The 14,233-nt window shown below is 46.5% G+C and carries 11 protein-coding genes; 6 read left to right on the plus strand and 5 right to left on the minus strand.

Features of this window, described 5'->3' with window-relative positions:
* Window positions 1-75 precede the first annotated feature (75 nt).
* From sapA to KJB05_RS11385, 5 genes are read left to right on the plus strand one after another with little or no spacing between them, the layout of a single operon-like run.
* Window positions 76-1,695: an ABC transporter substrate-binding protein SapA gene (gene sapA / locus KJB05_RS11365; RefSeq protein ID WP_045378239.1), complete on the plus strand. Its 1,620-nt coding sequence runs from the start codon at window positions 76-78 to the stop codon at window positions 1,693-1,695.
* Window positions 1,695-2,657: an ABC transporter permease subunit gene (locus KJB05_RS11370; protein ID WP_038889495.1), complete on the plus strand. Its 963-nt coding sequence runs from the start codon at window positions 1,695-1,697 to the stop codon at window positions 2,655-2,657. Before sapA ends, KJB05_RS11370 begins: the two co-directional genes overlap by 1 nt.
* Window positions 2,644-3,531, plus strand: a complete 888-nt coding sequence (locus KJB05_RS11375) for an ABC transporter permease subunit (RefSeq protein WP_005529315.1) — start codon at window positions 2,644-2,646, stop codon at window positions 3,529-3,531. The genes KJB05_RS11370 and KJB05_RS11375 overlap by 14 nt, the downstream gene beginning before the upstream one ends.
* Window positions 3,531-4,526 (plus strand): oligopeptide/dipeptide ABC transporter ATP-binding protein, encoded by a 996-nt coding sequence (locus KJB05_RS11380; RefSeq protein WP_005425745.1) that lies wholly within the window; start codon window positions 3,531-3,533, stop codon window positions 4,524-4,526. The genes KJB05_RS11375 and KJB05_RS11380 overlap by 1 nt, the downstream gene beginning before the upstream one ends.
* Complete coding sequence (locus tag KJB05_RS11385; protein WP_005425767.1) at window positions 4,523-5,305, plus strand: ABC transporter ATP-binding protein; 783 nt, start codon at window positions 4,523-4,525, stop codon at window positions 5,303-5,305. The genes KJB05_RS11380 and KJB05_RS11385 overlap by 4 nt, the downstream gene beginning before the upstream one ends.
* A gap of 99 nt (window positions 5,306-5,404) precedes the next feature.
* Here KJB05_RS11385 and KJB05_RS11390 read toward each other — a convergent pair whose 3' ends face one another.
* The 3 genes from KJB05_RS11390 to KJB05_RS11400 all read right to left on the minus strand — a co-directional run bounded on the left by KJB05_RS11390 (window position 5,405) and on the right by KJB05_RS11400 (window position 8,314).
* Window positions 5,405-6,784, minus strand: a complete 1,380-nt coding sequence (locus tag KJB05_RS11390; RefSeq protein WP_213053078.1) for an IS4 family transposase — start codon at window positions 6,782-6,784, stop codon at window positions 5,405-5,407.
* 160 nt (window positions 6,785-6,944) lie between these two features.
* A complete protein-coding gene (locus KJB05_RS11395) occupies window positions 6,945-7,334 on the minus strand; it encodes a DUF2750 domain-containing protein (protein ID WP_005437260.1) in 390 nt (129 codons plus the stop codon).
* Between the two features lie 74 nt (window positions 7,335-7,408).
* Window positions 7,409-8,314 (minus strand): manganese-dependent inorganic pyrophosphatase, encoded by a 906-nt coding sequence (locus tag KJB05_RS11400; RefSeq protein WP_208446191.1) that lies wholly within the window; start codon window positions 8,312-8,314, stop codon window positions 7,409-7,411.
* Window positions 8,315-8,521: 207 nt separating this feature from the next.
* Between KJB05_RS11400 and KJB05_RS11405 the strand changes: the two genes are divergently transcribed.
* The gene (locus KJB05_RS11405) at window positions 8,522-9,736 is read left to right on the plus strand and encodes a putative manganese transporter (protein ID WP_208446192.1); all 1,215 of its coding nucleotides are present in this window, start codon (window positions 8,522-8,524) and stop codon (window positions 9,734-9,736) included.
* 71 nt (window positions 9,737-9,807) lie between these two features.
* Here KJB05_RS11405 and KJB05_RS11410 read toward each other — a convergent pair whose 3' ends face one another.
* Window positions 9,808-11,547 carry an alpha-galactosidase gene (locus KJB05_RS11410; protein WP_208446193.1) on the minus strand — a complete coding sequence of 580 codons (1,740 nt, stop codon included), beginning with the start codon at window positions 11,545-11,547 and terminating at the stop codon, window positions 9,808-9,810.
* A 199-nt stretch (window positions 11,548-11,746) separates the two neighbouring features.
* Window positions 11,747-14,209 (minus strand): trimethylamine-N-oxide reductase TorA, encoded by a 2,463-nt coding sequence (gene torA / locus KJB05_RS11415; RefSeq protein ID WP_005437255.1) that lies wholly within the window; start codon window positions 14,207-14,209, stop codon window positions 11,747-11,749.
* Window positions 14,210-14,233 lie beyond the last annotated feature (24 nt).

Raw genomic sequence — 14,233 nt, forward strand, 5'->3', positions numbered from 1 at the left:
CGAGATCATTTTCGCTTGTCATCCTTGAAGCAAAAAGCTGAGGGAGCAAGCAAAGTCCAATGACCATTTCATATTATGAAAGCTTTTATAAGACTATCGCTGAGCCTGATTGGTATTAGCTTACTCACCGCATGTGGTGATGAAATCGATCACAATGATATTCGAGAGAATGGCTTTGTGTTTTGTGGGCAAGGTAAGCCAACCACGTTTAACCCTCAGCTCATTGACAGCGGCATCACTGCCGAAGCACTTAGCCCTCAGCTATACGATACGCTGCTCACACTTGATCCCAAAACCCATCAACCCGTTGCAAATCTTGCAGAAAATTGGTCCGTTAATGAAGAAGGCACCGAATACACGTTTAGTCTTAAACAGGGTGTCCAGTTTCAAAAGACAGCATGGTTTACACCTACCCGGCCTTTTAATGCACAAGATGTGGTATTCAGCTTCAAGCGAATCATTGATGTAGACCATCCGTTTCACGACGTCGGTGGTGGTTTTTATCCATGGTTTGCAGGTTTGGATTTCCAAAACTTGGTGAAAGATGTTGTCGCTGTGGATAACGACACCGTGAAGTTTGTGCTCTCTCAACCTAATTTTGCCTTTTTAGCCAATATTGCGACCAGTCATGCCGTGCTACTTTCTGCCGAATATGGCCAGCAACTCGCAGCAAAAGATGAGAAAGAACAGATCGATATGTTACCTATCGGTACTGGTCCTTACCAACTTAAAGAGTACCAAGTGAACGACTTGATTCGTCTTGAGCGCCATCCTAAATATTGGAAGTCGCCAGCCAAGATGGAACAGGTGGTGTTCGACATTTCTCACCGCGGTACTGGCACACTCGCTAAGCTGCTCAGAAACGAGTGTGATGTGCTTGCATCACCAATTTCGAGTCAGATTCCAATCATTCAAGAAACGGAAGAGCTAGAGTTAACCGCAACGCCTGCTAATAACGTCTCATTTATCGCGATTAACACTGAACACCCAGCTCTGCGCGATGCTCGTGTTCGCCAAGCATTGAACCTAGCGATCAACCGCCAGAACATTCTTGATTCAGTGTATTACGGCACTGGCACTCAAGCTTATACCCTGCTTCCACCTAACTCTTGGGCTTACCAAAAAGACAGCGTGAAAATACGTTATGACCGTAATTATGCTTTAGCCCTTCTTCGAGAGGCGGGCTACGAGAAAGGTCTGCAATTGACTATGTGGGTGCCATTGGAACCACGCGCCTTTAACCCAAGCCCGCGTAAAACCGCAGAGCTGATTCAAGCAAACTTCGCAGACATTGGCGTCGAGTTACGACTGCTGACCGATGACCGCTTTGAACGTACACAACTGGAAAACATCAATGATGTAGACTTGCTGCTCACTGGTTGGATTGGGGATACGGGTGATCCGGATAACTTCTTCCGCCCTCTGCTGTCTTGTGAATCAGAACGCGTTGGTTTGAACGTTTCGATGTGGTGTAACGATGATTTCGACTTCTTGTTGGATCTTGCACTAGAAACTCAACAGCAACGTTACCGCTTGAACCTATATCGCCAAGCGCAGAATATTCTCAATGAAGAATTCCCAGTTATTCCATTGGCTCACGGCGTTCAATTCCGTGTCCACGACAAATCGCTGAAAGGTTTTAAATCGAGCCCTTTCAATGCACAACCTTTTGATAGAGTTGAGAGAATCCATTAATGTTTTGGTACGCCGTAAGACGTCTTAATCTATTTGTCATCACTTTGATGATTCTCACGTTAGTGGGCTTTTCGCTATTGCGTTTGGATCCGAGTTCTCATTGGGCAAACGTTGAATTTTGGGCAGGTTGGCAAAGCTACCTTGTTGAGCTATCACAGCTCAATTTTGGTATCAGCAAAAACGGAAATCCAATTTACGATGAGTTAGCCATTGTCTTCCCTGCAACACTCGAGTTATGTTTCTTTGCCTTTGTCGTTTCATTGCTTATCGGTATTCCTCTGGGCACGATTGCAGGCATGAAACAGGGTAAATGGTTAGATACCAGCATCTCATTTATCTCTATGTCTGGTTACTCGGCGCCTATCTTCTGGGTTGCGCTGATGTTGATCATGATGTTCTCGTTGCAGTATCACGTGTTCCCCGTTGCTGGCCGCTATGACTTACTGTACGAGATCGACCACGTAACGGGTTTCGCCATCATTGATGCATTCATGGCAAAAGGTGAATACAGAGCACACGCGCTGCAAAGCGTTATCGAACACATGATCTTGCCATGTTTGGTATTAGCGCTTGCTCCTACTACCCAAGTTATCGGCTTAATGCGCGCATCAGTGGCAGAAGTGATGAGCCAAAACTACATCCGTGCTGCACGAATCAAAGGTTTATCCAACCGCGAGATCGTGACACAACACGTGCTACGTAACGCCATTCCGCCTATTGTGCCAAAAGTTGGTGTTCAGCTTTCTAGCATGATCACGCTAGCGATCATTACTGAATCTATCTTCAACTGGCCGGGTATTGGTCGTTGGTTGTTGGATGCACTTTCAAATCAAGATTACGCTTCCATTCAGGCAGGCGTAATGGTGCTAGCAACCCTTGTTTTAACTGCCAACATCCTTTCGGATTTGATTGGTGCCATGATTAACCCTCTGGTGAGAAAGGAATGGTATGCTAACAAATAACGTTTATCAGGAAGAACGCATTCCAACTCAGTTCGAACGATTCTGGCGTAGCTACCGTGCCAACAGCTTGGCAATGTTTGGCTTGTGGTGTCTGATTTTCATCATCCTGATCACCATCTTTGCGCCATTACTTGCGCCTTATGATCCACAAGCTCAATCGGGCGAACTACTTGTGCCTCCATCATGGGCACCAGCAGGCGCCGTGGACTACTTTCTTGGCACAGACGACTTGGGTCGTGACATCCTTTCGCGTCTGATTATGGGTTCTCAGCTGACATTCGGTGCAGCCGTCGCCATAACGGTCATTGCTGGTTTGATTGGCTGTTTTATCGGTGTTTTGGCAGGTATGACTAAAGGTCTGTTATCGAGTACTTTGAACCACTTACTCGATACCGTAATGTCGATCCCATCTCTACTACTGGCGATCATCTTCGTGGCTTTCCTTGGCTTTGGTGAGTTCAACATCCTTCTGGCTATCTGCTTGGCCTTGATTCCGCGCTTTATTCGCTCGGTGTACATCGCGGTCCATACGGAAGTAGAAAAAGACTACATCATGGCCGCTCGCTTAGATGGTGCCAATGACTTCTACTTACTGTGGAACTCTATTCTGCCAAACGTTCTAACGGTGATTGCTGCAGAAATCACACTGGCACTGTCTGTAGCAATTTTAGATATCACCGCACTAGGCTTCCTTGGTTTGGGTGCTCAAGCACCAAGTACTGAATGGGGCGCAATCCTTGGGGACTCCGTTGAGCTGATTTACATCGCACCATGGACTGTGACGCTTCCGGGTCTCACCATTATGTTTACCGTGGTTGTTCTAAACTTAGTGGGTGAAGGTGTACGCCAAGCGCTCAATGCGGGGATCGAATAATGCCGTTACTAGATATTCGACATTTAACCATTGAAATTGAAACGCCATCAGGTTTGGTGAAAGCCGTCGACCGCATGAGTATTACCCTAAATGAAGGGGAAATCCGTGGCCTAGTGGGCGAATCAGGTTCAGGTAAGAGTCTGGTTGCCAAAGCAATTGTTGGCGTTTGTAAGGACAACTGGAAAGTCACCGCGGACCGAATGCGCCTTGGTAACATTGACTTGCTTCAATTGACACCGAAAGAACGCCGACGAGTCATTGCGCGCGATATCGCGATGATCTTCCAAGAGCCTTCGACCTGTTTAGATCCTTCTGAAGAAGTAGGACGTCAATTGATCGAATCGATCCCTTCTCGCTCTTTCGAAGGAAAATGGTGGGAACGATTCAAATGGCGTAAAAAACAGGCGATTGCCCTACTTCACAAAGTGGGCATCAAAGATCACAAACGCTTGATGGGCAGCTACCCTTACGAGCTAACCGACGGTGAATGTCAGAAAGTCATGATCGCGATGGCCATTGCAACCAAGCCAAAAATCTTGATTGCCGACGAGCCAACCAACGACCTTGACCCAATCACGCAGTCACAAATCCTGCGTTTGTTGAGCCGAATGAATCAGCTCAACAACACCACGATTGTGTTGATTGGCCATGACTTGACCACCATTACTCAATGGGCGAATCGTATTACGGTAATGTATTGCGGCCAATCAGTTGAATCCGCTGACACCGAGAAGTTGGTTGAGGCTCCGAAGCATCCATATACTGCGGCACTGCTCAAAGCAATGCCCGACTTTAATGATTGGATTCCTCATAAGCAGAAACTGCAATCACTACCGGGGTCAATCCCCCCTTTGCAGCACTTGCCAATCGGCTGTCGCTTAGGGCCTCGTTGCCCTTATGCACAAAGACAATGTGTCGAGATACCCCATACGAGACGTATCAAGACTCATAAATTTAGCTGTCACTTCCCATTGAACACGGAGAAACATTCATGAGTGCGTTGCTTGAAGTCGATAACCTATCGAAACAGTTTGTCACGCGCTCAGGTCTGTTTAAACGCACAGTCAAAGAAGCGGTTAAACCGGTTAGTTTTACCCTAGAGCCGGGTCAAACCATTGGCTTTATTGGCCAAAACGGCTCAGGTAAATCAACCCTAGCACGAATGTTAGCGGGTGTGGTTGAGCCAAGTTCCGGTGAGATTCGTGTAAACGGTGAGCGCCTTGAACACGAGGATTACTCGACGCGTTGTAAGCTAATTCGCATGATCTTCCAAGATCCAAACACCTCTTTGAATCCTCGCATTCAGATTGGCCGCATTTTGGAAGGTCCGTTAAAACGAAACACCAACATGCCGCCGGATGCACGTATGAAGCGTGTTAAAGATACTCTGTTACGCGTAGGCTTACTTCCAGAGCATGCTTATTTCTACCCGCAAATGCTTGCAGCAGGCCAGAAGCAGCGTGTTTGTCTTGCTCGTGCTCTTATCCTGCAGCCTTCCATCATCGTTGCCGATGAAGCCCTAAACGGTCTCGACATGGCAATGCGCTCTCAGATCATCAACTTATTCTTAGAGTTACAAGAAGAGATGGGCTTGTCGTTTGTTTACGTTTCTCAGCATATTGGCATCGTGAAGCACATTACCGATAAGGTGATGGTGATGCATGAAGGCGAAGTGGTCGAATTTGGTGAGACAAACCAAGTGCTGACCAACCCAGAGCATGCGATTACTCAGCGACTGGTAGAGAGTCACTTCTACAAAGCGCCAAACCACTAAAAATTGAGCGAGTGGTAAGTCTCTAGTATTCGCTTTCTCAAAAGACCTTCTTCTAAAAACAACAAAGCCTGCATCAACGCCTGTCTCTTGATCACAAGTCTAGTGATCAAGAGACATTGCGAGCTCGTAGCCTTCAAGGATGGTTTGCAGTTTAAACCATCCTTCCCATAGTGCCTTTATTGAAGCTCTGCCCGTCCTCTTGGTATCTTTCCAACCGCCTAATTTAGCAAGATTTCTGTACGCCCAGCTCATATCGGGTACTTCTTTAGGTAATGTCTTGCTTTCTAGTTTCAACCACAGCAGCTTCCAAGCTTTTGTGCCCAAGGCCTTTTCACAACTTTCTGTTGATAGCTCATCAACTTCTTTAATGAAACGTAACGCCAATAAACGAGTCGCAACAAAGGCATAGATGACACTTAACCTCTCTAAGTTACCTTTACTTTGGAGTCTTAGTGACTCCACATCCGTACCTTCACTTTTCCAGACTTTATGGAAGTCTTCAATCAGCCATCGACGCTCGTAATAACCGATAATTCTCATGGCGTCTTCAACGTTGTTTATTGGCTCCGACGTCAAGAGGTGCCATGCTAACTTGTCTTTTGATGCCCCTTGCTCAAGGCAACCAACATAATAAACAGGTATGCCTGCGTGCTCTTTTTTGTTTGCCGGAGCCTTTAATGTCACCTGACCATATTTAACGTCAAGCTTTACATCTCTCGCTTTTCTCCCTCCTTTTTGGGGGATGGTAAGCTCCTTTGTCTCGACACTTGGTAACGCTTGCGCATAGTCGTAAAGCTTTTGAGCGTGTTCTTCTAGACAACGACTTTGCATTGAGCGAACGACAAAGCGCTGCTGATGTTGACGTTTATAAGTTAAGTATTCGAATAGGTCTGCTTCTCGGTCACAGACCGAGATAACATCTAACATCTTATCCCCTAGGCGCTCAACGACACGGCGAGAAGCTTGCTCCCATTTGTAACTCTCTTTCTCCTCGTAAGGACGAGTCGCGTGTTGGTGCTTTTGCCCACGCTTAGTAATATCTCGGCTCCATCGTTGTTGCTCTATAAGACCAACAATGGTCTGACTTTGTGGTGCAAAAAGTAACGTCGAATGTACATGGAGAGCTCGAATTCTGTCGCCTTGATTCGTGTGCCCGAGTTCATCTTTTATACTTCGATGAGGAAAACAGAGCGTTGTTGTATCTTCAAGCGCGAGTAATTCCTCATGCTCGTTAGCTCGAGATACCGTTGATTGAAAACCTGCTTCAGCGATGTCTTTTGCATCGATGTTTTCATTGCGGATAAAGCGATATGCCCCTTCCATATCGGCGGGAGAAAAAGGAAGTTTAGCCACGGAGACTCCTGGTTGATTAGCAATGGAAGTCGCTAAACTGATGAGGCGTTGTGTTCTTCGAGGATCTTTAAGTTGTGCTTGTCCAAATTGTTCTTGCGCCCAAAGTTTAGCGTCTGAGTGTGTCATCTTAGTGTTTCAGTAAGGATTCTTAAGTGATCAGATCGCACACACTTGAAAGAGTTCAAAAAAAAATCCCTAAGCTACAAGCTTAGGGATTTGTGTATAAGAGACAGGCATCAACGCAGGCTTTTTTATTCTCTGAATTTGAGAGCACGCTTTGTAGCGACTAGCGACGGCTCTCTTGTTTACGAAGCTCGAAATCAAACTCGTCAGGGAATAGAACTACGCCTTCTTCGTTCTGGTTTGGGAAAACCACAACAGACAACTCATCGTCCTCTAGGCCTGATGTCCAACGGCTGTGCCATTTGTTCAAAGAGATAGCTTCTGGTTCACACTCTTCCCAGTCACCTGTCGCCCACTGCTGCGCGAACTCTTCGTTTGGCCACACAGGCACACAATCGTCATCTTCTGTATTTAGCATTACGCAGCCGTGTTCATCTTTCAGAATCCACACTTTGCGGTTTGCTACGATTTCCTTCACACAGTATTTCAAACGCTGCTCTTCGTTGTAGCGATTGATGGTGTCCATTTGCTCTTGGGTTAATGCTTCAGACATGTTTGTCTCCTATTCCCATAGAAAAATGCCCACCTATTGGCGGGCATTTAAAGTATACGTTGGTAATAATGAAATTACACAAGCTCAGTTTGAAGCCAAGGCCAGCCTTGCTTCTTACGGCTTAGAGTGTTTTCCATCATTAGCATGCCGTCTTTCTCGTGCTTAACAAGCTTCTCAGCCCACTCACCTTTGTAAAGAAGACGAGTTTGAGCAGTAGTGATGTCTGTTAGCATAACAGCAGCAAATGCTAGGTTGTCGTTCGCACAACGAGCTTCTAGATCCGCTTCTAGTGCTTCGATCATGCCGTCAACTTGCTCTAGAGTCGCAAGTTCAACCTGACCTACTACTACGTCACGACCGTTGAATGGGTAACCTTTAAGGTCTTTTTCAACAAGTTCAGCCGCAGATAGACCTTCGATGTTTGTCTTAGCGATTAGAAGATCTTTAGTGAATGCGTCAACATCTTGTACGTCTGCGATAGCCGCTAGCTCAGCTACAGCATCTTTGTCTTTTTGAGTACAAGTTGGAGAAGCAAAACCTACTGTGTCAGAAAGAATCGCTGACATCATTAGCTTAGCGATTTGAGGTGTGATCTCGTGACCTTCAATCTTGAACATGTTGAACAGTACTGTGTTAGTACAACCAACAGGCCAGATCCATGCTTCCATTGGGTTTACTGTCATCACGTCACCTAGACGGTGGTGGTCAACAATACCTGCAACTTCTGCTTCAGCAATATCGTCTGGTGCTTGCGCTAGATCTGAGTAGTCTACTAGCCAAACAGTTTCACCCGCTACTGATGTGCGAAGTTCAGGAACTTCTGCACCAGCTACTTCAAGGATGTGCTGAGTTTCACGGTTAATTTCGCCTTGGCGGATTGGCATTGCTTCAACGCCACGCGCCTTTAGAAGTTCAGTTGCAACTAGTGCACTACAGATGCTGTCACTGTCTGGGTTCTTATGACCTACAACTAGAATCATGTTTCTTCCTATTCAAGTCAGTTTGATGCGCTTCCTAAAAGGGTGAATTGCATAACGAATTACACCTTGGAAGCGGGTTTGCTCACAAAGGCCGATACTTTACCTGATTTGAGGGAAATTGACACGAAGAAAAGTTGTTACCGCCTATTGCGAATAATTCTCACTTCCATATAGTGAGAATCATTCCTATTTGCATTTGAGCTTACTATGAACGCAACAAAAATTTTCCACTCGGCGCATCAGCTGCTGCAGCCAACTCAATTTCGTCTGGCCTATAAAAGGCTATTGCTGCCTATCGCATTGCTCGCACTGTTAGCGAGTGAAACCACAAGAGAAGTCACCGTTGCTACCCTATCCGATTCTTTCTGGGCGGTTTCTTGTTACGTTGCAGCTACCTTAGCCATCTACCATTATCTTTCGAACTTCATGTCGAAGACAAATCGACTCACTGCGCTTTACCATAGCTCTCGTAGCCATCAAGTTTTCTTTGCTGCACTCCTTGGAGCTTTGCCTGGTTGTGGTGGTGCTATCGTTGTCACCACTCAGTTCATCAGTGGCCGAGTTGGCTTTGGTGCTATCGTTGCAGTATTAACCTCGACCATGGGTGATGCCGCCTTCTTATTACTTGCAGCAGAACCTGCAACAGGGTTTGGTGTCATTGCTTTAGGTATTGTCGTAGGTGCAATATCTGGGTGGGTAGTGAATGCATTCCACGCTGATGACTTTTTGCGCCCAAAGCAAAAAGAGGATGTTCCACAAGCTCAATGCTGTAATAGCCATAGTGATACGCACACGCCAGTTGAGCAACGTGCTATCAATCTTCAAGGAGCATTCTGGAAATGGCTGCTGATACCTGCAAGTATCATTGCCGTTCTGGGCTCATTCCAAGTGGATACAAACCAATTACTTGGCCTCAAAGAAAACAGTATGGAATGGTTAGGTGCGACATTTGCAGTTGTCAGTATGTTTTTGTGGGCGATGACCAAAGAGCTAGGTGATTACAAATCAACGGTATCTGAAGATGACAAAATCATCGATTCACACCCAATTCAAAAAGCGGCGCAAGACACAAACTTTGTTAGCGCATGGGTTATTTTGGCTTTCTTAGCCTTTGAACTTACAACCTATTTCTCGGGTTTAGACTTGGGAGCGACGTGCTCAAACTGGGGGATCTGGATGCCTCTCGTTGGTTTGGCTATTGGTATATTGCCAGGCTGTGGCCCACAAATTCTAGTCACGAGTCTTTATATATCCGGCGCAGCGCCATTATCGGCACAGCTTTCTAATGCCATTTCCAATGATGGTGATGCCTTGTTCCCTGCGATTGCAATGGCTCCTAAAGCTGCGCTTGTCGCCACTATCTACTCTGCAATACCAGCCTTGATTGTCGGATACGGTTACTTTTTCCTATTCGAATACTAGCTTTCAAATCAGATGCAATGGATACAAAAAGAGCCTCAATCGAGGCTCTTTTGTTTTTTGGAAGCGCAAAGTTAAGCTGTCACGATCGCTTTAGCATTGAGGCCTTTGTCTAAACTGACCAACAATAGCTGGCATGGCTCTTGGTTGAGCTTCTCCCCTGTCCAGTAGTCGTACCAATCTGTTGGCTGGTCTGCGGTGAGCGTAAACTCTGTCGCTTCATCATTGGTGTAATTAAACAAGCAATGCAGATCGTTTTTAGATGTTAGCGGCAGGAAAGCATGGTTTAAACCTAGCGCGGTAAACTTGGCCGACTCCTGATTACGACGCTGACGCAACATCAATTTCGCTAGCGTCTTACTCGCAAATGGGGTGATTTCTGGTAGAGGGTCACCAGAAAGCAGTAGACCGCCACACGCTAGCAACACGTTACGATGGAATTGGTAATCTTCACGCGAGGCTGCTTGGTTAGGTAATGAAGTAAACGTCGCGCAATCAGGATCAATTTGCCATAACTTACGATGCTGCCAACTACGGAAGAAGGTTTCTTTCGCAATTTGTTCAAAGCGATGACTCTGGCGCTCTACGTCGTCAGAGACACGCATTGCATCAACTAAGCCCAAAGAAGGCCACATTGGCGCGTTACAGCCTAACAGCCATGCATCCCCTGCCCCTTTAGCGAGCGCTTCCATACCCATGCGGTAGGCTTCTACACCGGTGACACCCGATTGGCTTCGCTTACCTTTTAAAGTACCCCAGTAGTTTGCGTCTAATTTGAATAGCTCAACGCCCCACTCTTGACGCATGACAGACACCACATGAGTCAGGTGATCTTGCACTTCAGGATTTGAGGTATCGAGAATGTACCATGGTGTACAGCGCCAACCGCCGTAGGTGACATCTTCTGCTTTCAATAGGCTGCCATCTTGGTGACGCACAAACCAATCAGGATGCTTTTGGAAGATCTCCGATTCTGGTTGAGCAATGAATGGTGCCATCCAAATCGCTGGTTTTTTGCCTTTAGCGCGAATGTTGTGAATCAGCTCTTTCACACCGCCAGAAAACTTATCTGAAGGCGTGAGCCAATCCCCCATAAATGCTTGGTAACCGTCATCGAGCAGTACCCATTCAAGCTCGGCTAGGCTTTCTTGCATGCATTCGACGTTTTCCAACACGTTATTTTCTGTCACATCCGCATAGTATGCGTACCAAGAACACCAGCCAATTGGCGCATCTTGCGTGACACCGTTACGGATTGGGTGATGTTCGGCAAGCATCTCACTGTACTGTTTGTACAACTCAGAGAGAGAATTGCCACGTAATACTGCAACAGATTCCAGCTTGTTGTGCTCCCAATCAGCCACTTGGGTCTGCTCTCCGTCGATAGAAGCAGAAAGTACCCAATGCTCACCATGCTGCTGCACTTCAAAATAGCCGGCAAAGCGATGACAAGAGATAAAACCGAACAAGGTATAACCTGCGGCGTCTTCAACAACTAGATAGTTGTAGTAACGCTTAGGGGAATTCTCAGGGTAAATGCGGTAAGAGTTGTTGTTATCCGGGCAACGACCAACGTCGACAGGTTGAGAAATGGTGCCGCTGGTCTGCGCCAACATTTGGAAACCGTCGCCTAACACAGTTGCGCCTTGTTCGTAGAGGAAAGGCATTTCAAACAGGACTTCACGATCGGTGAAGGTTTTGTTGTGGATCCCTGCAAACGAAAAATGAATTTGGTTGCCCATCACTTCAAACAGAAGATCGTTATCATGCACCGTTAGTTCGGTGTGATTGGCCAATTGAATGGTTTGAGCCATAGAAAATCTACTCACTTGATTATTATTGTTTAGTTTGGCTCATTATCCTCCGCTTCTCCTACCCAATTCGTTATCAGCATCACGAATCTAGCGGTCGTGCAGATACTTAGATTTGGTATTGAGAGAGTGCTCACTGAAATTTTGGTTAAAAAAATACCAGCCCGAAGGCTGGTATTTCTTTTAAAGCTTAGTGCTGTTATTAAGCAACTTCGATTGGACCACCGAATGAAGTCACTGGTGGAACTTTACCAGTGAATTTCTCGAAGTCTACGATACATGTGTTCGCAGAAGTCGCCTGTGCTAGCTCAGAAGAACCGATATCTTGAGTTAGTGTGTTAGGGTCACCGTAAGTACAGATTGCACCTACTTTCTCGTTTAGAGGACCGTACCACGCACCTTCTTCGATACGCACAACACCACGTGGGTAGCTGTCTGTTAGAACCGCACCAGCAAGAAGTTGACCACGGTCGTTAAATACGCGTACCAAGTCACCGTCTTTAATGCCTTTTGCTTTCGCATCAGCTGGGTTGATGTATACAGGCTCGCGACCTTGAACAGCGTAAGTAGCACGGAAATCTTCAGATTCACACATCTGAGAGTGCAGACGCTTGTCCGGGTGGCAAGATTGTAGCCAGTACGGGTGTTTGTCAGAGCCAGGACCACCGTGTGAACGTTCTGATTTCTCGAACCACATTGGGTGTTCTTGACAGTGTTCGTAACCGTAACGACCGATCTTGCGAGAAGTGATCTCGATGAAGCCAGAAGGCGTACCCAGTGGGTTGATTTCTGGATCTTTACGGAAGTCAGCGTGACGAACCCAAGGCTTACCTTCACCGAAGTCTAGTACGCTTTGTTCCCAGAATTCATCAAATTCTGGCATTTCAAACTTACCGTCGTTTGCTTTCTTACAATCGTTGTAAAGACTGCGGATCCACTCCATCTCGCTCATGCCACGAGTGTACTCGTCGCGACGACCAAAGCGTTGAGTCAGTTCACTCATGATTTGGAAGTCTGGCTTAGATTGGAACAATGGGTCAACTAGGCGATGCATCGCGATAAGACCTTTGTTCGAGTATGAACCGTACACGTCAATGTCGTTACGTTCCCACTGCGTACATGCAGGTAGAACGATGTCTGAGAAACGACAAGTCGCCGTCCAAGCAAATTCAATAGTCACAACCGTTTGAAGCTTCTGGAATGCTTGCTTCATGCGGTTACGATCTTGGTGGTGGTGCCATGGGTTGTTACCCGAGATCACCATCATCTTGAAGTCTGGAAGCTTAACTTTACCACCGTTGTAGTTGATCTCTTTACCTGGCTCTAGAAGACAGTCGATCCAACGTGCAACTGGGATAGTACGGCTGTAACCGTTAAAGTCGTTGTTGTCCCACTTCGGTTTCATACCTGTATCTAGGTTACGAGGGAAACCACCAGGGCCTGCGAAACCAGTTGAAGGTACACCGATACTTGAGTAGTGGTGACCGTAAGAGATACCACCGCCAGGTAGACCGATTTGACCAACCATCGCTGCAACTACTGCTGCTGCCCAGTATGGCTGCTCACCGTGCTCTTGACGCTGGATACACCAACCCATAAGGATCTGTGTACGGCCGTTCACTAGCATGCGTGCGAATTCACGAATCTTGTCCGCTTTCACACCACAGATAGGTGCAGCCCACTCTGGAGTCTTAACAACTTTGTCTTTCGTTTCACCTTGAACGTACTTGATGAAGTCTTCGAAACCTAGACAGTAAGTCTCAATGAACTTCTTGTCGTATAGATCTTCGTTGTACAGTACGTGCGCTACAGCAAGCATGAATGCTACGTCTGTTAGCGGGTTAATGTATAGGTGATCGTTCTCTAGGTAACGTTGAGTCTTGTTCTTAACTGGGTCTACAGATAGAACGTTGATCTCGCCTTTCGCTACTTTTTCTTTCAGTTGCGCTAGGTATTTGAATGACTCGTGCGTTTCACAGTTCCAACCTACTTGTAGGTTTTTCACTGGGTCGTTTGCCCAAAGAACGATGTTGTCTGAGTTCTCTAGGATTTCAGACCAAGACGTACCTTGTGCGTAAACTTCTGTTGAACCTAGTACGTAAGGCATGATGGTTTGGCCTGCACCAGTCGAGTAGTCACCTACTTTAGTGATGAAGTTACCGTGCATACCTACAGCACGTTGCATGTGCGCTGTACAGTTGTTGAACGCACCAGTTTGGTTCCAACCAGTTTGACCTGCGTGTAGAGCCCATGGACCGTATTCTTTCTGAACACGCTCTAGCTCACGGTAGAACAAGTCTAGTGCTTCATCCCAAGTAACTCGGATGAAACGGTTGTTACCACGCGTTTCCGCGCTGTATTTGTGCTTCTTCAGCCAATCTAGACGAACCATTGGGTAACGAACACGTGAAGGGCTGTAGATGATGCCCTTGATGCCGTTCAACATCTCTGTTGGGTTCTTGTCTAGTTCTAGCGGTTTGATCTCTTGAACTTTACCCGCGTAGATGTGGGCGCGGAACGCGCCCCAGTGTGAACCTGTTACTTTCCAAGTACCTGTAGTCTCAGCTGCGTTCGCAGATGCTGAAGCCAATAAGCTTGGACCGATAACTGACGCTGCACTTGTGGTTGCTACACCTTTAAGAAAACTTCTTCGTGTAATAGCCATTTATATTTACTCCAATCCGACGCT

Source organism: Vibrio sp. B1ASS3 (assembly GCF_905175355.1).
GTDB lineage: Bacteria > Pseudomonadota > Gammaproteobacteria > Enterobacterales > Vibrionaceae > Vibrio > Vibrio owensii.